The sequence below is a fragment of the Wolbachia endosymbiont (group A) of Ancistrocerus nigricornis genome, from assembly GCF_947250785.1.
GTDB classification, from domain to species: Bacteria; Pseudomonadota; Alphaproteobacteria; order Rickettsiales; family Anaplasmataceae; genus Wolbachia; species Wolbachia pipientis.
This window is the reverse complement of sequence record NZ_OX366348.1, coordinates 568,833-587,673: the sequence shown is the minus strand read 5'-3', so window position 1 is coordinate 587,673 and position 18,841 is coordinate 568,833. Positions and strand designations below refer to the sequence as shown.

Sequence of the window (18,841 nt, the reverse complement as noted above, 5' to 3'; positions counted from 1 at the left end):
GTCTCCCATAGATGGCTTTAGAATGCTACTACGCACCTTAGACGTCCTTTTGTACATCTTTTATTAACCCTTCTATAAAGCGCCTTAAAAGGCCGGCAAATGGATGCTATGAGTTTGGAGCTGTAGGAGACATCAAAGATACCCTTTTTGGTGTATAAAAATACGAATCTACGACAACATCGTTTAAAGAAATTAGCAGCTATTAATATCTTCTACCTTTTCATAAAAAAATAAACAAAAAAAAATTGAAAATTTGATTTGACTTCACCCAAAAGCTATGGCTTTATGCCAATACTGCTAAGAAAATAACAGTAAACATTTAAAAATAATTTATTATTAGTGAAGGGTATATTATATGAACAATAAGAATAAAAGTAAAGATCGTAAAAAAGAAATAGAGTTCCGAATTGACCTTACCCAGAAAAAGTGGAGAGAAAGAAAGGAGTTTTTTCGGGTAAAATAAAATTTTGGAGGATTAGAAATGGCAAGAGAATACACGGCAGAATTCAAATTGGAAGCTGTTAAGCTGGCAAATGAACAAAGAAAGGTAGGTCAACCAGTTGCAAAAGTAGCAAGAGATCTAGGAATAAGGGATAGTGTATTAGGAAAATGGATGAAGAAATATAACGAAAAAAAGTCAGCGGCAAATGCATTTCCAGATGTAGCACCTTATGACAAAGAGAGATTTGATTTACAGAAAGAGTTAGCAAAAGTAACAAGAGAAAGAGACATTTTAAAAAAAGCCCTGGCCAGTCAAAAAGAGTAAAATATTTTTTCATAAAAGAGCATAGTAAACACTATAAAGTGCAGGAATTATGTAGGGTTTTCTGCTAGTGGCTACTATAAGTGGACTACAAGGAAAATAAGCAGTAGAGAATCAGCAAATAAAGAGTTATTAGCAGATATTCAAAAAATATATCAAGCTTCTAAATGTAGATATGGAGCTCCTAAAATTCATGCTGAATTAAAGGCTTTGGGTAAAAGTTGCAACTTAAAAACAGTGCAAAGTATTATGCAGAAAAATGGTATTCAGGCTATATTGAGAAGAAAATTTAAAATTAAGAAACAACAAACGGACAGTAGCTCCCAATATATTAGACCAAAACTTTATTGTCGATCAACCAAATAAAGTATGGGATTACTTATATAAAAACCAAAGAAGGATGGCTATATTTGGCAACAATAATCGATCTATATTCACGCATGGTAGTTAATGAGCAGTTCAATAAATAAACAATTGGTTATGGACTCTTTATTAATGGCCGTTAACAAGCGTAAACCTGCCAAAAATCTACTATTACATAGTGATCAAGGTTCACAATATACTTCGCAAGGTTATCAATATCTCTTATCCATAAAAAACATAGATGAGTCATAAAGGTTGTTGTTACGACAATTCTGTTGTGGAAAGCTTCTTTAGCTCATTGAAAAGAGAAATACTTATTGATACTTCACAACACTCTGCTCAACAAACTAGAACTGCAATATTTGAATACATAGAAATTTTTTATAACAAACAACGTCACTATTAACTATTGCATTCCTGAGCATTTTGATTCATCATTCTCTTTGTGAAAAACATTCCAAACTTTCTCTCCACTTTTTCTGGATAAGGTCAAAAAAAACGCCGATATTTTAGTACATAGTAAATAGCCAACCACCACGGGGCTTCTTTTGCCTTTTTTTTTATTTGGTAAATTTCTTAATGTTTATGGCTAAACGACAATCGTCATCCCGCTACTTGTTAGCGGGATCTATGCTTTGAGATACTGCGAATGAATCGCGGTATGATGGTTAAGTAAGGGATCTATGCTAAGAGATGCCAAAGACCTTCATGAAACTTTGCCCATTTGGCTTCTCTAAAGATTTCGTTTACAGAATCTAGTAACTCAGCTATGCAGAATAAAAAAAGTTTGTATGGTATACAAATAGTGTGTTTTTTTTATAATTATTTTCTATAATACATAAACCTTTGGTCCAAGCTGTAAATGCCACCATAGGCATTAAAAGTTAATTAACAAACTGCAATGTATAATGAAATAAAGAAACTTGTAAGACTTTGATCTTACAGATTATAAACTTGTCATAAAGTTTAATAGTGTCTGTTACTGCTTTTAGGTGTGAGGCTAGAGGGTTATTAGCAGTAACAGACACTATTAAACTTATTATAGAATTTACTTAAAGTAAATACTTAATTTAAAATATTATAATATTTTTACTTACAATAGATTTATGTAAATGCTTTTTTCCTCAATTAGTATTGTACTATTATACTTGTTGAATGCTAAAAAATTATTAACCATCACTAATCTCTATTTGCATAGTAAGTTTATATATACTATTATACAGTATATCACTTAGTTTTATAGCAAACAAACAAAAGATATGGTGAAGTTATTTGCACTATTGATAATATTTTACTCAAATATATCTGTTGCCTCTGCTCCTACTTCCTGGCAATTTGGATTTCCTGCTCCTGCAACTGAAGTAATGGAGGCTGTAGTTAGGTCACATTCGTTTGTGATGCTTGTGATGGTTACAATAATGCTTTTTGTGTGGGCGCTGCTTGCTTATATAGCGTTTCGCTTTCGTAAAAGCAAAGTAACAAGCATAAGTAAAACTACCCATAGTGTTCCTTTAGAAATTATTTGGTTTGTTATACCAACTATCATTGTTGGAATATTAGCCTTTGAAAACGCTAAATTACTGAAGCTACAGGAAGAAATACCGAAAGCTGATATAACACTGAAAGTTATTGGCCATCAATGGTATTGGAGTTACCAATATCCAGAATATCAAGGTGTGTCATTTGATAGTTATATTAAGGGAAAAGAAGACTTTATCGAAGGAGATTTAAAGCTATTCTCTGTTGATAACAACATCATTTTACCCGTTAATACTAACGTTCGTTTACAAGTTACAGCAGGAGATGTGATACACAGTTGGGGAGTACCGGCTTTCGGTGTAAAAATTGATGCGATACCAGGTAGGCTGAATGAGGCGTGGTTTAATATCAAAAAGCCTGGTGTTTATTATGGGCAGTGCTACGAATTGTGTGGTCAAGGCCATGGATTTATGCCAATTGTTGTTGAAGCAGTAAGCAAAGAAGATTTTAATAAGTGGATTGAAAATAGAAAATTAGTGAGTTAAATTTGGAGTATAGATATGAGTGACGTACCAAAGGGCATAAAGCGTTGGTTGTTTTCCACCAATCATAAAGATATAGGGACACTGTACATTATTTTTTCCATATTAGCTGGAATTATTGGTGGATTATTATCGGTGATTATTCGCACTCAGCTAATGCACATTAATATACTTAACAATAACTATCAATTATATAACGTAATGGTTACAGGGCATGCGTTGATAATGGTGTTTTTTATGATAATGCCAGCCCTCATGGGAGGATTTGGTAACTGGTTTGTACCTCTCATGATTGGCGCACCAGATATGGCATTTCCTCGTATGAATAATTTAAGTTTTTGGTTATTAGTGTCATCTTTTATTTTGCTCATTCTCTCAGTGTTTATTGGTGAAGGTCCAGGTACAGGTTGGACTTTATATCCACCTCTATCACAGGTAATGTCCCATCCAAGTGCAGGAGTTGACATTGCTATACTTGCACTTCATGTTGCTGGTATGTCGTCAATTGTTGGGGCGATCAACTTTATAGTTACTATATTTAACATGCGCACAAAAGGAATGTCATTAACTAAGATGCCACTGTTTGTTTGGTCTGTCTTGCTAACAGCATTTATGTTGATTGTTGCCTTACCAGTGCTTGCCGGTGCTATAACTATGCTTCTTACTGATCGCAATATTGGTACTTCCTTTTTTGATCCTGCCGGTGGCGGCGATCCTGTGTTATTTCAACATCTATTTTGGTTTTTTGGTCATCCAGAAGTTTACGTAATTATTTTTCCTGCATTTGGCATCATAAGTCAGGTTGTATCAACTTTTTCTCACAGACCTGTATTTGGTTACATAGGGATGGTTTATGCAATGATAGGTATAGCAGTATTTGGCTTTATGGTTTGGGCTCACCATATGTTCACTGTTGGGCTTAGTGCTGACGCTGCTGCATTTTTTAGCACTACCACAATTTTTATCGGTGTTATAACTGGTGTAAAAGTCTTTAGCTGGATTGCAACTATGTGGGGTGGAGCAATTGAGTTTAAGACCCCTATGCTATTTGCACTAGGTTTTATTTTCATGTTTGTTGGCGGTGGCATAACGGGAATAATTCTTTCTCATGGTGGAATAGATAAGCTCCTGCACGACACCTATTATGTTGTTGCTCACTTCCATTATGTCATGTCACTTGCTGCATTATTTGGAGCTTTTGCTGGCTTTTATTATTGGATTGGTAAAATGTCGGGTAAAAAATATAATGAGCGCTTAGGTCAAATCCACTTTTGGCTTACTTTTATTAGCACCAATATCACTTTTTTACCTCAACATTTCTTAGGATTAGCTGGTATGCCAAGGCGTATACCTGATTATCCTGATGCGTTTATCCCTTGGAATTATATATCCTCAATTGGTTCGTATATGTCCTTTGTTTCAGTTATGTTTTTTGTGTTTATAGTTATACATCTTTTTAAATGGGGCAAGAAAGCTGGAGATAATCCTTGGGAAGGTGACACCTTGGAATGGACGGTATCTTCACCACCGCCTTTTCATACTTTCGAAAAGCCACCAGTGGTAAAATAGAATGTACACAAGTGTTTTGCTAAATGTTGAATCAACAATACTGGATTTTTGGCGTTTGCTGAAGCCAAGGATAATGTATCTTGTGGTATTTACTGCAGTTGCTGGTATGGTTACTGCACCAGGTAGTATGCACCCTTTTCTAGCACTAATATCTCTTATATGTGTTGCTCTTGGCTCAGGATCTGCAGGTGCTATAAATATGTGGTATGACAGAGACATAGATCTGCTCATGGAAAGGACAAAAAACCGCCCTATACCCTCAGGTAGAGTTTCTGCAGAAAGTGCGCTTGAATTTGGTATAACTCTTGGAATATTGTCAGTATTTATCATGGCAATAGCAGTAAACTATATTTCTGCTGCTTTGCTTGCTGTTAGCATATTATTTTACGTTTTCATATATACAATTTGGCTAAAAAGGCGTACTCCGCAGAATATCGTTATCGGTGGTGCAGCAGGTGCTTTCCCTCCAATGATTGGCTGGGCAGCTGTGACTAATTCTGTAAGTTGGGAAAGTTTCATTTTATTTTTAGTAATTTTTATGTGGACTCCACCACACTTTTGGGCCCTATCTTTAAATAAGTCTGAAGACTATGCAAAGGCATCGATTCCAATGTTCAATATTGTTTATGGTCCGGAAAAAACAAGAAAATATATATTAATTTATAGTGTTTTGCTGGTGCTAACTAGCTTGCTTCCGGCTCTATTTTTGAAAAAGGCTTTACTTTATCTAAGCATGGCAACCTTTGAAGGTTGCGTTTTTATTTGGTACGCTGTATCTGTTATGAAGTTCAAGAATCACAGCTCACAGAAAAAAATGTTTTCTTATTCAATTTCTTATCTATTTTCCCTATTCGCCAGTATTATTTTTTGTTCTATTGATTTATTTTAGTTATGAAAGAACGGCAGAAGCATAAAAACTATTTTTTACTTTTCCTTTTGGTAATGCTCGTTGTCACACTTTTTTTTGTTTCTATAATAAAATTTAAAGGTGCAGCTTAAACTACCTTTAGAAATTGTGCTTTCATAAAAGCAACTATATACTTTGTTAACCGATATAAACAAAGATGAGTAAAAAAGAAGTGACAATATATACGGATGGGGCGTGTTCTGGTAATCCTGGAGCGGGAGGATGGGCAGCTATCATATTATTTCAAGATTACAGAAAAGACATTTATGGTAGAGAAGAAAATACCACAAACAATAAAATGGAGTTAACAGCGGTGATCAATGGGCTGAAAGTATTGAAATTTTCTTGTAATATTAATTTATATACGGATAGTCTTTATGTTAAGCATGGCATAACAGAATGGATAAATAAGTGGAAAATGAATGGCTGGAAAACAAGTAATAAAAAATCAGTAAAAAATATGGAATTGTGGAAAGAGCTAGACAACGTTGCTTCACAACACGAAATTGATTGGAAGTGGGTTAAAGCACACAGTGGCGATAAGTATAATGAGGAGGCTGATAGTTTAGCGAGAAAAGCAATAATCGATGCTTAAAAAAATTACTATATTATTTTCCGTAGTTTTATTGTTCATATTGTGCTTCTTTATTTTTTTAAAGCCTTTAGAAATCAATATTAATTATATTAATTTTTATGTTAAACATAAAATATCAAAAATATTTGTTGGCTCAAGCGTTAATATGGAGAATACCTCAGTTGTTTGGCAGAAAGGTAGCAAAGATCCGTATTTAGTCATTACAGATTTGGCAATAGCAAACCCTAATTTTACTATAAAAGTTCCTGAGCTTTTTGTACATTTTAAGTTAAGTTCCTTATTTAAAGCTAGCACAAATCTCTCTCAGGTTTCAGCTGATAATGTGCATGTATGTATCAATCAGAAAGAAGCTGACTTTAAAGCAGTAAATTTTAATCTGCAAAACTCAGTAAAAACAATAAGGGAATTTTTTTTTGACTTAAGTGCGGATTCAAAAATTGAATTTACTAACATCGCTATTGATAAAAGCACAGAAGATGAATTTTTTATTGATAAATTATATATAGGGAAGGGGGAAGATTTTAATGTTTTAGATATTCATGTGAATACAAAAGATGGAAAGGGATTTTTGGATGATTTATCAATTACGATAAAAAATCGCAACAATTTGCTAAATGTGTACGGGACATTTTATGATCTAAAATTGGGACTATTGAGCAAGTTTTCTACATTAGTTAAAAGCTACAATTTGGACAAAAATATAGGATTCAAAGGAAGCTTCTCAGTGAAAATTAATAAAAAGGATGAAATTGTAGATGGAAATATATACGTATTAAATACAGAAAATTATTTGAACAAAAATTTGGCCTTAACTAATGTAAATATAAATTTAACATATAGTAATGGAATTATTAGTGTAAAAAACTTCCATTTTAAGTTAAATGACACGTATCTCTCTTTAATAGGCAAAATGAACTTTAGTACAAGTCATGCTTTGCTTAGAATTAATATTAGTAAGTTTGCTGCAAAAGATTTATGTACTTATGTACCAGATGGTGTAGTGAATAATAAATTTAAAAGCTGGTATTGTGATAATATTGATGGGGATGTTTTAAATACCATTGTAAGTTTCAATGGCAAAATTAACAATTTGGTTGATGACGATCTGTCAGACATTGTAATTGTTGCTGATATAGAAAACGGTAGCGTAAAATTTGATGAAGATTTTGAGCAAGTAAAGGAATTAAAGGGTGATTTGATCATCAAGAATAACAATCTTAAAATTACTGTAAATAGTGCTAAGTTTCAGAATTTCACTATTAATGGTGGTGATATTGAAATGAAATCTCTCAATAAGGAAAATTCAGTTCTAACCATTAATGGCCAAGCTGTAAGTGATGCGTATGGTTTATATGAGCCTATAAGATTTAAGCTGGATGATGTGGTGAAGGTTGAAAGGGATAAAGTCAGTGGAATGGCAAAATCTATATTTAATTTTCGCATTTTTAATCTAAATGCTGATGACAAAAAAGTAGACTTCTCAGCAAATTTTCATTCTGAAATTGACAATTTGGCCGTCTATAATGCAAGTCTTGGTAAATATGATATTAAGCTTAGTTTTGGCAGTGACTTTATAGATTTAAATGGTAGTGGTATGGTGAATAACACACAGCTATTATTTGACCTGAAAAGTAGCAATAGGAATAAAATCTTCGCCTGGAATTTGACCGGAGATTTACCCGCTCAAATACTTAATTTTGATGAAAATATAGGTGGCTATGTTAATGCAAATATAGAATCGGTGATAAATCAAGATAAGACTGGACATGTTAATGGTAATATGGATTTATCAGAGCTTGAATCACGTTCAAGTTATTTTGGGTGGAAAAATCGTTTTGAAGATCACAATAAAGTTTTGTTCTCTGTAAAATTAAAAGGTGCCGATGAATTGTTAATAGACAGATTAGATGTTATAGGAGATGACCTAGATATAAAATTCAGCGGAAGAGTAGAAAATGGAAATTTATATTTAAATTCTAGTAGCTTTAAATTGCCTGATAATGATTTTAGTATAGAAATTGAATCAGGTAAGGAGAGAAATGTTATAACTGTTCATGGTGAGGAAATTAACTTAAGTGATATTTTAGGCTTGCTTGGTAAAAACAGTAATGGATTAAACAAAGATATAGAGATTAGTATGAATGTTGACAATGTAATGATGAAAGAAGGCATCGTTATCAAAAATGCTAAGCTGAATGTAACCTGTACTAAAGGTAATTGCAATGGAAGTCAATTTACAGGACAGTTTCTAGAAGATAGCAGCAACATACTAGCGGAATACAGTGGAATAGGGCTCGAAATATATGCGGATAATGCAGGTATACTTTCGCGTTCCTTAGGCATTAGTAAATCAATTAAAAACGGCAAATTGTCTTTTTATCTCTCTCCTCAGAGAGAAAGTGGAGAACATTATGGTACGTTATCCATTAGCAATTTCTACATCAAAGATGCTCCACTACTTACTACTTTATTGTCGATGTCTTCATTGCCTGGCATTGTAAATGCCATAAAAAATGAAGGTGTATACTTTTACAAATGTAATGCACCTTTTTCATACAAAGATGGCACTATTGAAATTGAAGAATCTTGGCTTGAAGGGGCGGAGTTAGGTATTAGCACTGGTGGTAAGCTCGATATTAAAGATTATAAATTCCAGGTTGCAGGACAAGTAATACCAGCATATTCAATTAATAAATCTTTGTTAAAAATTCCTATAATTGGAAAACTTCTTACTGGTGGGAAAAGTAGGGGAATCGTTTCAATAGACTATAAAGCAAGTGGTGATGACAAAAACAATAACGTATCTGTTGATCTTATCTCTTCGCTAACTCCAAACCTATTAAAGAGGTTATTGGGAGTGTTTGATCGCATTATGACAAAAACTAACGAAAGTGGCTTAAAAGGTGGCGTGAAAAAGAAATTTGGTTCGATATGACCAAAAGGGAAGTTATTTAACAAAATTATGGACAAAAATGCAAGAATTTCAGAATGATCTACCTGGTTTTTTATTTAGTTGTTTAAGTAATACCACTCCCTTTAACCTCTCTATATTTGCTGAACAACTAAAAAGGGTAGGGGGGTGGTTGTAAATTGTATCTGTTCAGCAGAGTGGCAAAATAAGGTAGACGAGAAAAGACAACTATAGGAACAAATGGGTGTCATGCCAGTGCGTGACACTGGTTTCCATCCAAAAGGGTGTCATTCCAGTGTCAGCTACTTTCATGACATCGTTTACTATGTGCCATATTGTAATGTTCGTACAGTTGTGGAATGAATCGCGGTATGACGTGTTGCTTGGGTCAGCTATAGTATAAATATACTAGGGGTTATAGTTTTCTTATGCTGCCTTTTTGTTATTAGACAACCACAATATAAAGGAGTGAAACGGATGCAAACAGTAGTGCATTTCTGCACCAAACGTATTACCTTTAACGAATAGTAAAATGTGAGATTTTTTGGAACTACCGTGGAGCAATTGCTCCACGGTTTCATTCTACTTAGAATCCACCCATGCCACTCATTTCTCCTGCACCCATAGGAGATGAAGCATTTTCTTTGCTTGGTACATCAACTATCATAGATTCAGTAGTTATCAGCACACTCGCAACAGATACCGCTGTTTCAAAAGCAATACGCACCACTTTTGCTGGATCAATCACACCAGCTGTAAACGCATTAGCATAATTCATAGCCTCAACGTTGTATATAAGCTCTTTATCATTCTGCTTAATCAAATAGTCAATTATAACAGCAGATTCAAGACCAGCATTTTTGACTAACCTTCTAATTGGAGCACTGAGAACTTTCTTGATAATGTTTATGCCTATTTGTTCCTCGTCACTTGCACCTTTTAATTTGTCGAGAACAGATGAAGCATAAAGAAGCGCAACCCCACCACCTGGAACTATACCTTCTTCAATTGCAGCTCTTGTTGCATGCAGCGCATCTTCGACTCTATCTCTACGTTCTTTAACTTCCACTTCAGTTGCTCCACCAACTTTGAGCACAGCAACGCCACCTGATAATTTCGCTAAACGTCCTCTTAGCTTTTCTTTATCATAATCAGAAGTTGAAGTTTCAATTTGAGATTTAATCTGCTCGATTCTAGCTTTCACACTGTCAGAATCGCTATTTTCGCTGACAACTGTGGTATTATCTTTAGTAATTTTAACATTTTTAGCCGTACCAAGATCATCAAGCGTGAGATCTTCCATCTTGATTCCAAGTTCATCTTTTATGACGTACTTAGCACCAGTTAAAGTTGCTATGTCTTCGAGCATCTCCTTTCTTCTGTCACCAAAACCTGGAGCTTTTACTGCAGCAACTTTTAAACCACCACGCAATTTATTGATAACTAAAGTGCTTAATGCTTCACCTTCGATATCCTCTGCAATAATAACCAAAGGTTTACCAGATTTAACAATAGCTTCAAGAATAGGAAGTAAAGGTTGAATAATATTTAATTTTTTCTCTGTAATTAATAGATAAGGATTATCAAGCTCCACGATCATTTTTTCATTATTTGTAATAAAATACGGAGAGAGATAACCGCGATCAAATTGCATGCCAGTAGTCAGCTCAACTTCTAACTCTTTTGAACCTTTACTCTCTTCAACAGTTATTACACCCTCTTTTCCAACTTTTTTCACGGAATCAGCGATACTGTTACCTATATCCTTATCACCATTTGCAGAGATTATTGCAACTTGTGCCACTTCGTCTATTTTCTCTAGAGAAATTGTACGAGACATTGACGCAATTTCCTTTAATATTACATCTTTTGCCTTCTGTATTCCGTTTTTAATACCAACACGATCGTTTCCAGCAGCAATTGATTTTGAAGCTTCCATTATCATGTTGCTAGTTAGTATTGAGCACGTTGTTGTACCATCACCAACTTTATCGTTACATTGAGAACAACTTTGTGCAAAGATGCTTGCTATCGCAGCGTTTAATGGTTTTTCAGGCTTGATACCCTTCATCACCTTATAACCATCTTTTGTAATTTCTGGTGCTCCATAGGGCTTATTAATCCCTACTGTTTTTCCTCTAGGTCCTGCAGTTATTGCTACCGTTGAATCCACTATTGCTGCAACTTCACGAAAGGCTTCTTGCAACTGCTCACCTGATACTACTACATTAGTCATTTTTATCACCTCTTGTTAATAAAAAATTTAGAAAACTATAATAAAATTACTTACAATGCACTATGTCGTGCTTTGTTTTAGTTTAGTAAAATAAAGACTGCTACTTAATGACAGCAAGTATATCGGACTCTTTCATCACGATAAGCTTCTCATTATTATGTTCTATTTCTGTACCAGCCCATTGGCGATAGAACACTTTATCACCAGCTTTCACAGTTAAAGTTACGCGTTCGCCACTTGAATTGCGTGAACCTTCACCAATTGCTATAACTTCACCTTTAGTAGGTTTCTTTTCAGCACTTGATGGAAGCACAATTCCACCTTGCTTTTCTTCGCTAATAGGCTTGATCAGCACGCTATCATCTAATACATTTAAACTTATACTTGACATTTGTTTTTCCTCATCAACAAATTAACTTATGAGTTTATATATATATACTCGTAAGTTAGATTTCAAGGGCTGGAGCTTGTAAAATATGCACGCCATTATAAAATATGCACGCCAAAAGCAGTTTCTAAAAGAGCCTAATGTTATATAATAAAATTTAGATTTATTTATAGAGATTTCATGAGTTATATACCATTTTTAAGTCGTGGTGTGATAGTGCTATATGGGCCTGACACTAGAGATTTTCTGCAGGGTATTATAACCAATGATATTAATAAGTTGGATAGCCAAAAAGCCATTTACTCTTTATTGCTTAGCCCTCAGGGAAAATATCTATATGATTTTTTTCTTATTGAATATGGTAAATACACCCTCTTAGAGTGCGAAAACATGCACTTGCAGCAAATAATCGAGAAACTGGATTTGCTTAAAACTTACTTGAGAGTGAAGATTAAAGACGTTAGCGCACTATATAAGGTTGGAGTTTTGTTTAATACTAAGTTGGCGGAGTGTAGTGGTAAGTCACAAGTTATTTTTCAAGATCCAAGGCACAAGCTGCTAGGAATGAGGATCATACATAAAGATGAAATAAAAGAGCCGGTTGGGGATTTTACTCAGTATGAAAAAGTCAGAATTCAAAATCTCGTTCCAGATGGAGCGAAAGATATGGTGCAGAATTCATCGTTTCCGCTGCAATTTTTAATCGATAAAGTAAACGGTATAAGCTTTAATAAGGGGTGTTATATAGGTCAGGAAGTTGTAAATCGAATGAGCAGACAAGAAATATTCAGAAGAAAACTTTACCTTGTTGAGGGGGATAACGCACTTCCAGATATTGGCACTAAAGTGACAAATGAAAACAATGAGGAAATAGGGGAACTGCGCTCTAGTGTAGACAACATTGGATTTGCATTGCTTAATACTGGAAAGAGCCATGCAAATTTATATGCAGATGGAGTTAGGTGCGTTAAGACGTTGAAGTCTTAAGGTAGCGCATATAGAAACGAAGAACTTGCTTGACAAACTCCGCCAGCCCCCTTATCATGGTATTGAAGGTATTCAGTTATCTTCATCTGTGCAGATTAAACAGCAAGAAAACAACGTAGTTGGCGTCTTATTTTTAATTTTTTGCACTATGTGCACCTTATGTCTTCACAACATTTCTGGGTTTTTACCTATATAAGCTGAAACGCGCTTATAAGTCGTTTAAGACAGTATAGTACGCCAATTTGCAGGATTAGAGAGTGACAACTAGCTAACACGGGGTTTCTTTTGCCTTTTTTTCTGCTTAGTAAATTTCTTAAACATTTGCAGCGTAGGTTAGTTGCATTCAAAAGCAGCTAAATTGCAGTGTTTAAGACTTAAAAACGCCAATACTGAAAATAGACAATGACTAGGGTTTCTTTTGCCTTTTTTTTCATTTGGTAAATTTTTTAATGTTTATGGCTAAACGACAACCGTCATCCCGCTGCTTGTTAGCGGGATCTCTTGTTAGCGCCGCGGCGGTATGACGGTTCGTGGCGGCGTGACGATAAGCTCGTCATCCCACTGCTTGTTAGCGGGATCTAGAGATACCGCGAATGAATCGCGGTATGACGGTTCGCGGCGGTATGACGGTTCGCAGTGGCATGACGATAAGCTCGTCATCCCGCTACTTGTTAGCGGCTAAGAGATACCGCGAATGAATCGCGGTATGACGGTTAAGTAGGGTGTCATCCCAGTGTCACGCACTGGGATGACATTATAGGAGCACTGGGATGACACCCTCTTGGATGGAAATCAGTGTCAGATAATTTCATGACACCAGTTGTTGTAAACTCACTTTTTCTCGATTTTTTGGTTTATCTTGTCTACCTATTTTGCCACTCTGCTGAACAGATACACTCAACTAATGGTCAATACATCTTCTATTAAAAATTGTACAAATTCATTGCCATTCCAGTAATTCATAGAGATTTTACCCAAAATAGCTTTAACATTACCCTGCATGATAGCAGAGCCAAGATGAGTATTTGCAGAACGAAATGCAATAGCTCTTACCATAACATTATCATCAGCAATAAAACATTTTATATGGTCAACTCCTATAACTTCAGGCTTTCTTATCTTTGCTCCTTGGATAATAAACCTTGGTTCAGGATTTCCAACTCCAAATGGTCCCAAGCGTTGCAGTTGGTTCCACAGAGATAAGTTTATTGCTTTAGCAGTTACTATACTATCAGCTTTTAAAGTTTTCTCATTTATAGAGTTTGAAAATCTTTCAGTAAAAAAATCATGCAAATCATTTATTTTGTCTTCTTTAATTGAAAATCCTGCCGCCATACTATGGCCACCACCTTCAATAATCAAATTTATAAACTTTGCGGAAAGGACTGCAGCACCGATATCAACTCCCAAAATTGATCTACAGCTTGCTTTTCCTATTCCATTATTTAAAGATATCACTACTGTTGGCAAGTGAAACTGCTCCTTTAGCCTTGATGCAATTATACCAATTATTCCCTGGTGCCAATTGCCACTTGTCATTATAAAATTCGCACCTGATTGGGCAGACTTTTCCGCTTGTGCTGTAGCTTCCAAGAGAGCCTCATTTTCTAACACTTTTCTTGCATTATTCAAATCTATTAATTTTAGCGCGATTGAATGTGCCTCTTCATCATCATCGGTGGAAAGCAACCTTGCACCAAGCGATGCTTCTCCAATTCTTCCTCCAGCATTTATGCATGGCCCAATACTAAACCCTAATCGAGAAACACTTGGTTTTTCAAGGATTCCCAAAGCATCAAATAAAACACGCAAGCCAACGTTTTTTCTTGTTGACATAACTTTTAATCCTTGTGAGACAAGTGCTCTATTGAGGCCTGTGATCTGCATAACATCACAGACAGTTCCCAGGGCAACCAAATCCAACAGATCAAATAAATCTGGTTCTTTTTTGTTGGTAAAAAATCCTTGCTCACGTAGGCTTTTATTAAGAGCAACAATTAGCAGAAATGACACTCCAACTGCTGCTAGGTTATTATAAGGAGAGCTCTCATCAAGGCGGTTTGGATTCACAACTGCTACGGCGCTTGGTAATTTTTCCGTACCAAGGTGATGGTCAACAACTATAATATCAAGACCAAAAGCCTTTGCATCTTCTATTGGTTGATATGCAAGCGTACCACAATCAACGGAAATACATAAATCAATTCCATTCTTTTTAAGTTGTAATAAAGCATCTGTGTTTAATCCATAACCCTCATCAACACGATCTGGAATGTAGATTATAGAGTGTATATCGATTGCTCTCAGGTACCTGTTAATCAATGCTGACGACGTTGCACCATCAACATCATAGTCACCAAATATTGCAAGGTTTTCATCATTTTTTATTGCCCGTATTATACGAGAAACAGCTTTATCCATATCAAGAAGGTGAAAGGGATCTGGTAATAGCGATCTGATTAGTGGATATAAGAAGTCGCTTGCATTTTCTATGTTAACACCACGAGTAACCAATATTCTTGCTAATATTTCTGGTAACTCAAATCTCTGTGTAAGAGTTAAGATTTGCCTTTGATCTGCTTCTTGCAACTTCCACAATGCATTTGTTATGCTGCGCTTTTCAATTTCAAGTAGCATATTCTTTCTTTGTAAATAAAACTACTTTACCAGAATTTTTAAGCTTGTTCTATAATTGTATTAGACTTCTGCATAACCTAAACTAAGTAGAAAAAAGGTATCATCTAAGTAGCTGACACTGGTCTCCATCCAAGAGGGCAGTAGCCCCTTCGGTGTCATTCCAGCGCGTGACCAGGTCTTTTTAGCTATCATAGGATGACAGAAGCAGACACTCCACTTTGTCGTTCCAGTGCCTCCTTTTTTTGTCATTCCAGTGCCTTGACTATTTGGATCCAGGAAAAAGAATGGTGTCATCCCAGTGCCCCTATGATGTCATCCAAGTAGCCTCCCTCTCCTGTCATCCCAGTGCTCCTTTTTTTGTCATCCGAGTAGCTGACACTGGGATGGCTTTGTTGCATAGCAACTGAAAAAATCTGGTGGCTACTGACAAAATTCATTATAAAATAGCCATTTAACCTTGAAAGAAAAAATATGCCACAAAAAATGAGGGTCAGTAACCATAGCGAATATAACAAATTTCTAGAAAAAAGAGGAAATATTTTTCATTATATCAACGAAGCCATAGAAAAGTGGTACGAGAATGGTCCAAAAATACCAGGTGGCAACAATATTTATAGCGATAAAGTTGTAATTTTGGTGCACATAATAACTTGTTTATTTAGAATAGGCCTGAGGCAAACAGTTGGGTTTATAGCAGGATACCTTGAGCAAATTGGGAAAAATTTGCAAGTTATCAGCTATTCACAATCATCAAGAAGGTTTAAGAAACTCAATATTAAGATCAATGATTGCAGAATTGATAAAAATAATATGGAAGATATCGAAATTGCTATAGACAGTACAGGAATTAGTATATACAACAACACTCCTGGTCATAGCAAAGAAAATAGCGAAGATAGAAAGTATCGCAGCTATGAACAGACAAGAAAATTGCATGTAATGTTGAATACAAACAGCAAAAAAGCCATAGCTGTAAAATACAGTAACGGTGTCTACTCTGATCACTATGGAGCTTGTGATTTGCTAAAAGAAGTCGATTTTCAGTATGTCATAAAAGTACTATATGCAGATAGGGCATATGACAGAGAAAAGCTCTATAAGCTGTGTAATCAATATGGTATAAAAACGAAAATTCCTCCGAAAAACAACGCAGCAGAGCATCCAAAGTTAGACTATATGGCTGAGAGAAATTCTGCAGTCAAGCTCATAAAGTCATATGATGAAGATAGTATAAAGAAGTGGAAAAAAGAGATGAGTTATGGAAAAAGATCTTATATAGAAAGTTTTTTCTCGCGACTGAAACAAACATTCGGGTTTAGTTTTAGGAATAAATCTGAGACAAATAGAGAGAAGGAACTACTTGTTAAATGCTATTTGCTCAATAAGTTCACTGATATTGGTATGGCTAAATTTGAGATAGCTTCATAAATTTATTGTGCGTTACCTACTATCCGAAGAGCGATGCAACAAAGCCATCCCAGTGTCTGGGCACTGGGATGACATCTTTTTTCTTGGTACAAATTACTCTTATATCTCAATGTTCGTACAGTTAGTGCGTGACACTTGTATCTTTATGATGTGAGGCATTAGAGCTAAAATACCTCACAGGGAGGGTGAAGCTGATGCGACACTAATGCCATTAAGCCAGATTTTGCTTCCCTCCCATAGAGTTAAAGACTGAACAGTATCTTTTGGAATTATATCCCGTATTACAAGGTTAGTCTAAACTCTCAGTTTATTTATAGTCTTGGAGGCAATTTTATGCAAGTAAATGCTATTTTGGGTGTGGATATTTCAAAAAAGAAATTTGATGTTTGTTTGTTAGTGGACAGTAAAAAACGACACAAAGTCTTTCAAAATAATCAAGATGGTTTTGCAAAACTTGTAGTTTGGTGCAATGGCCATGGAGCAAATCTTACTCATTTATGTCTTGAAGCAACTAGTTGGTATGGAGAAGATTTGGCTACTTTTATGCACGATTTAGGACATAATGTCAGTATAGTAAACCCAGAAAGCTTTTGGCAAAAGTGAGCTGCTCAGAAATAAGACAGATAAATCAGATGCAGCTATGATAGCTAGATTTTGTATCGCCAACAAACCTGCTCTTTGGAAGCCCATTGCACCTGAAATGAGGCATTTGAGGGAGCTTTACCGTTGCATGCAATCGCTAAAAGATGATAAGGTGCAACAGACAAATCGCTTGGAAAACAAAAATATGCATTCCAGTTGCAAAGAAGCTATATCTAAAGTAATTTTGGCAATAGAGGAGCAAATTATTGTTCTCGAAAAAGAAATTAATGAGCATATAAATAACTATCCACATCTAAAAAATATGGTGGAAAACCTTAAGACTATAAAAGGTATAGGATATCTTACTGCTGTTGCTGTTGTCGCAGAAATGCCATCAGTTGATAACTTTGACAATGCTAAACAATTTACAGCTTTTGCTGGTCTAAATCCAGGACATTATCAATCGGGATCGTCAGTAAGTAAGAGAAGTTGCATATGCAAAATAGGATCTGAGCGTATTCGAAAAGCTCTTTATATGCCAGCTATAGTAGTCAAAAACCATAATAATCATTTTCAAAAGTTTTGTCAGCGTCTAGCAAGTAAAGGCAAATGTCCAAAAGTCATAGTTCTTGCGTTAATGCGAAAATTAATGCATGTCTTTTTTGGTATTCTTAAAAATAATCAACCATTTAATTGTAATTTTGTTGGATAATTTGTTTGACAGCAGAGACAGTATCTGGGATCTAAATTTTTTATGCGAAACCATTATGTTTATATACTTGTAGGCCCAAGTTCCTCACATAGTGAACAAAAAAGTAAATGAGATTCCAGTGTCACGCGCTGGAATGACACCTACCCCATGAGAACTCTATTTTTCATACCACTCATTTATAAGTTTATTGATATCAGAATCTATAAAATCCTTTAATGGTTGCCTGATTTTTATCTCAACATTTTTAGGGATGCACCTATCTTTACATATCGCATAATTTATATGGAAGTTAAGGTCAATATACCCTTGATTTAAAAATATATTCATCTTAAAGGGAAATAATACCATATCCTCATATACGTTACTTACAAACGTCTCTCTCCCTACTTTATCTTTATGTTCCTTTGGAATAGGCCAGTGAATATTTATATCTGATGCATTACCTTTGTAACTAATAGACGTGGGAAGGCCAAAATCTCCAGGATCTTTATAATATATGTGCCAGCCTGGTTCTACTGTAACCTTTATTGCACCTTTAAGAGTGAAGCTTGCTTCATTTATCTCGCCAATAAGTAAATCAAATTTTGCAATTTCCTCGTCAGCATATAGTTGAGCGCAAGAAAAAAATAAAAATAATATTAAATATATATATATTTTCATTAAGGTAAATTTCTCCTTTTATAGAGAAAGTAATTTAGATTTTAATTATTATATTTAATAGTATTATATAGATTATTTATTA

14 protein-coding genes and 2 pseudogenes are annotated in these 18,841 nt (G+C 35.0%); 11 read left to right on the top strand and 5 right to left on the bottom strand.

Translation table 11 applies throughout. From position 1 onward, the window contains the following. The first annotated feature begins 481 nt into the window (after nt 1–481). From OOK90_RS06710 to OOK90_RS02870, 7 genes and pseudogenes are all read left to right on the top strand, one after another. Nucleotides 482–1,575, top strand: a pseudogene (locus tag OOK90_RS06710) (IS3 family transposase). Nucleotides 1,576–2,385: 810 nt separating this feature from the next. After that, a complete protein-coding gene (gene coxB / locus OOK90_RS02895; RefSeq protein WP_264706134.1) occupies nt 2,386–3,150 on the top strand; it encodes a cytochrome c oxidase subunit II in 765 nt (254 codons plus the stop codon). A 15-nt stretch (nt 3,151–3,165) separates the two neighbouring features. Further along, nucleotides 3,166–4,716 (top strand): cytochrome c oxidase subunit I, encoded by a 1,551-nt coding sequence (gene ctaD / locus OOK90_RS02890; protein WP_264706133.1) that lies wholly within the window; start codon nt 3,166–3,168, stop codon nt 4,714–4,716. 1 nt (nt 4,717) lies between these two features. Then, nucleotides 4,718–5,605, top strand: coding sequence for a heme o synthase (locus OOK90_RS02885; RefSeq protein ID WP_155968887.1), 888 nt, complete (start codon nt 4,718–4,720; stop codon nt 5,603–5,605). 175 nt (nt 5,606–5,780) lie between these two features. Next, nucleotides 5,781–6,218 (top strand): ribonuclease HI, encoded by a 438-nt coding sequence (gene rnhA / locus OOK90_RS02880; RefSeq protein WP_151807582.1) that lies wholly within the window; start codon nt 5,781–5,783, stop codon nt 6,216–6,218. After that, nucleotides 6,211–9,153: a DUF3971 domain-containing protein gene (locus OOK90_RS02875; RefSeq protein ID WP_264706132.1), complete on the top strand. Its 2,943-nt coding sequence runs from the start codon at nt 6,211–6,213 to the stop codon at nt 9,151–9,153. The genes rnhA and OOK90_RS02875 overlap by 8 nt, the downstream gene beginning before the upstream one ends. Before the next feature lie 216 nt (nt 9,154–9,369). Next, the gene (locus tag OOK90_RS02870) at nt 9,370–9,492 is read left to right on the top strand and encodes a hypothetical protein (protein WP_255703183.1); all 123 of its coding nucleotides are present in this window, start codon (nt 9,370–9,372) and stop codon (nt 9,490–9,492) included. Nucleotides 9,493–9,715: 223 nt separating this feature from the next. Here the strand turns inward: OOK90_RS02870 and groL are convergent, their stop codons facing one another. Both groL and OOK90_RS02860 read right to left on the bottom strand, forming a co-directional pair. After that, nucleotides 9,716–11,365 carry a chaperonin GroEL gene (gene groL, locus OOK90_RS02865; protein ID WP_264706131.1) on the bottom strand — a complete coding sequence of 550 codons (1,650 nt, stop codon included), beginning with the start codon at nt 11,363–11,365 and terminating at the stop codon, nt 9,716–9,718. A 100-nt stretch (nt 11,366–11,465) separates the two neighbouring features. Next, nucleotides 11,466–11,747, bottom strand: a complete 282-nt coding sequence (locus OOK90_RS02860) for a co-chaperone GroES (RefSeq protein WP_173862895.1) — start codon at nt 11,745–11,747, stop codon at nt 11,466–11,468. Between the two features lie 186 nt (nt 11,748–11,933). Here OOK90_RS02860 and ygfZ point away from each other — a divergent pair, with 186 nt between their 5' ends. Beyond that, nucleotides 11,934–12,740 carry a CAF17-like 4Fe-4S cluster assembly/insertion protein YgfZ gene (gene ygfZ / locus OOK90_RS02855; protein WP_015589111.1) on the top strand — a complete coding sequence of 269 codons (807 nt, stop codon included), beginning with the start codon at nt 11,934–11,936 and terminating at the stop codon, nt 12,738–12,740. An 897-nt stretch (nt 12,741–13,637) separates the two neighbouring features. Here the strand turns inward: ygfZ and recJ are convergent. Next, entirely contained in the window at nt 13,638–15,377 is a 1,740-nt protein-coding gene (recJ, locus tag OOK90_RS02850) for a single-stranded-DNA-specific exonuclease RecJ (protein ID WP_264706129.1), read from the bottom strand. Between the two features lie 60 nt (nt 15,378–15,437). Next, nucleotides 15,438–15,671 carry a hypothetical protein gene (locus tag OOK90_RS02845; RefSeq protein WP_010962507.1) on the bottom strand — a complete coding sequence of 78 codons (234 nt, stop codon included), beginning with the start codon at nt 15,669–15,671 and terminating at the stop codon, nt 15,438–15,440. 177 nt (nt 15,672–15,848) lie between these two features. Here OOK90_RS02845 and OOK90_RS02840 point away from each other — a divergent pair, with 177 nt between their 5' ends. The 3 genes and pseudogenes from OOK90_RS02840 to OOK90_RS06705 all read left to right on the top strand — a co-directional run bounded on the left by OOK90_RS02840 (nt 15,849) and on the right by OOK90_RS06705 (nt 18,099). Further along, on the top strand, nt 15,849–16,805 hold the full coding sequence (locus OOK90_RS02840; protein ID WP_209472359.1) for an IS5 family transposase: 957 nt from the start codon (nt 15,849–15,851) through the stop codon (nt 16,803–16,805). A 7-nt stretch (nt 16,806–16,812) separates the two neighbouring features. Beyond that, the gene (locus tag OOK90_RS02835; RefSeq protein WP_190321476.1) at nt 16,813–16,959 is read left to right on the top strand and encodes a hypothetical protein; all 147 of its coding nucleotides are present in this window, start codon (nt 16,813–16,815) and stop codon (nt 16,957–16,959) included. A gap of 179 nt (nt 16,960–17,138) precedes the next feature. After that, nucleotides 17,139–18,099 (top strand): annotated as a pseudogene (locus OOK90_RS06705) (IS110 family transposase). 156 nt (nt 18,100–18,255) lie between these two features. Here OOK90_RS06705 and OOK90_RS02820 read toward each other — a convergent pair. Continuing rightward, nucleotides 18,256–18,759, bottom strand: a complete 504-nt coding sequence (locus tag OOK90_RS02820) for a protein-disulfide reductase DsbD domain-containing protein (RefSeq protein WP_015589109.1) — start codon at nt 18,757–18,759, stop codon at nt 18,256–18,258. Nucleotides 18,760–18,841: the final 82 nt, after the last annotated feature.

Excerpts from the sequence above, each read along its gene's own strand:
- coxB (WP_264706134.1), top strand. The coding sequence starts at position 2,386 with ATGGTGAAGTTATTTGCACTATTGATAATATTTTACTCAAATATATCT.
- ctaD (WP_264706133.1), top strand. The coding sequence starts at position 3,166 with ATGAGTGACGTACCAAAGGGCATAAAGCGTTGGTTGTTTTCCACCAAT.
- OOK90_RS02885 (WP_155968887.1), top strand. The coding sequence starts at position 4,718 with ATGTACACAAGTGTTTTGCTAAATGTTGAATCAACAATACTGGATTTT.
- rnhA (WP_151807582.1), top strand. The coding sequence starts at position 5,781 with ATGAGTAAAAAAGAAGTGACAATATATACGGATGGGGCGTGTTCTGGT.
- OOK90_RS02875 (WP_264706132.1), top strand. The coding sequence starts at position 6,211 with ATGCTTAAAAAAATTACTATATTATTTTCCGTAGTTTTATTGTTCATA.
- OOK90_RS02870 (WP_255703183.1), top strand. The coding sequence starts at position 9,370 with ATGGGTGTCATGCCAGTGCGTGACACTGGTTTCCATCCAAAAGGGTGT.
- groL (WP_264706131.1), bottom strand. The coding sequence starts at position 11,365 with ATGACTAATGTAGTAGTATCAGGTGAGCAGTTGCAAGAAGCCTTTCGT.
- ygfZ (WP_015589111.1), top strand. The coding sequence starts at position 11,934 with ATGAGTTATATACCATTTTTAAGTCGTGGTGTGATAGTGCTATATGGG.
- recJ (WP_264706129.1), bottom strand. The coding sequence starts at position 15,377 with ATGCTACTTGAAATTGAAAAGCGCAGCATAACAAATGCATTGTGGAAG.
- OOK90_RS02845 (WP_010962507.1), bottom strand. The coding sequence starts at position 15,671 with ATGACACCATTCTTTTTCCTGGATCCAAATAGTCAAGGCACTGGAATG.
- OOK90_RS02840 (WP_209472359.1), top strand. The coding sequence starts at position 15,849 with ATGCCACAAAAAATGAGGGTCAGTAACCATAGCGAATATAACAAATTT.
- OOK90_RS02820 (WP_015589109.1), bottom strand. The coding sequence starts at position 18,759 with ATGAAAATATATATATATTTAATATTATTTTTATTTTTTTCTTGCGCT.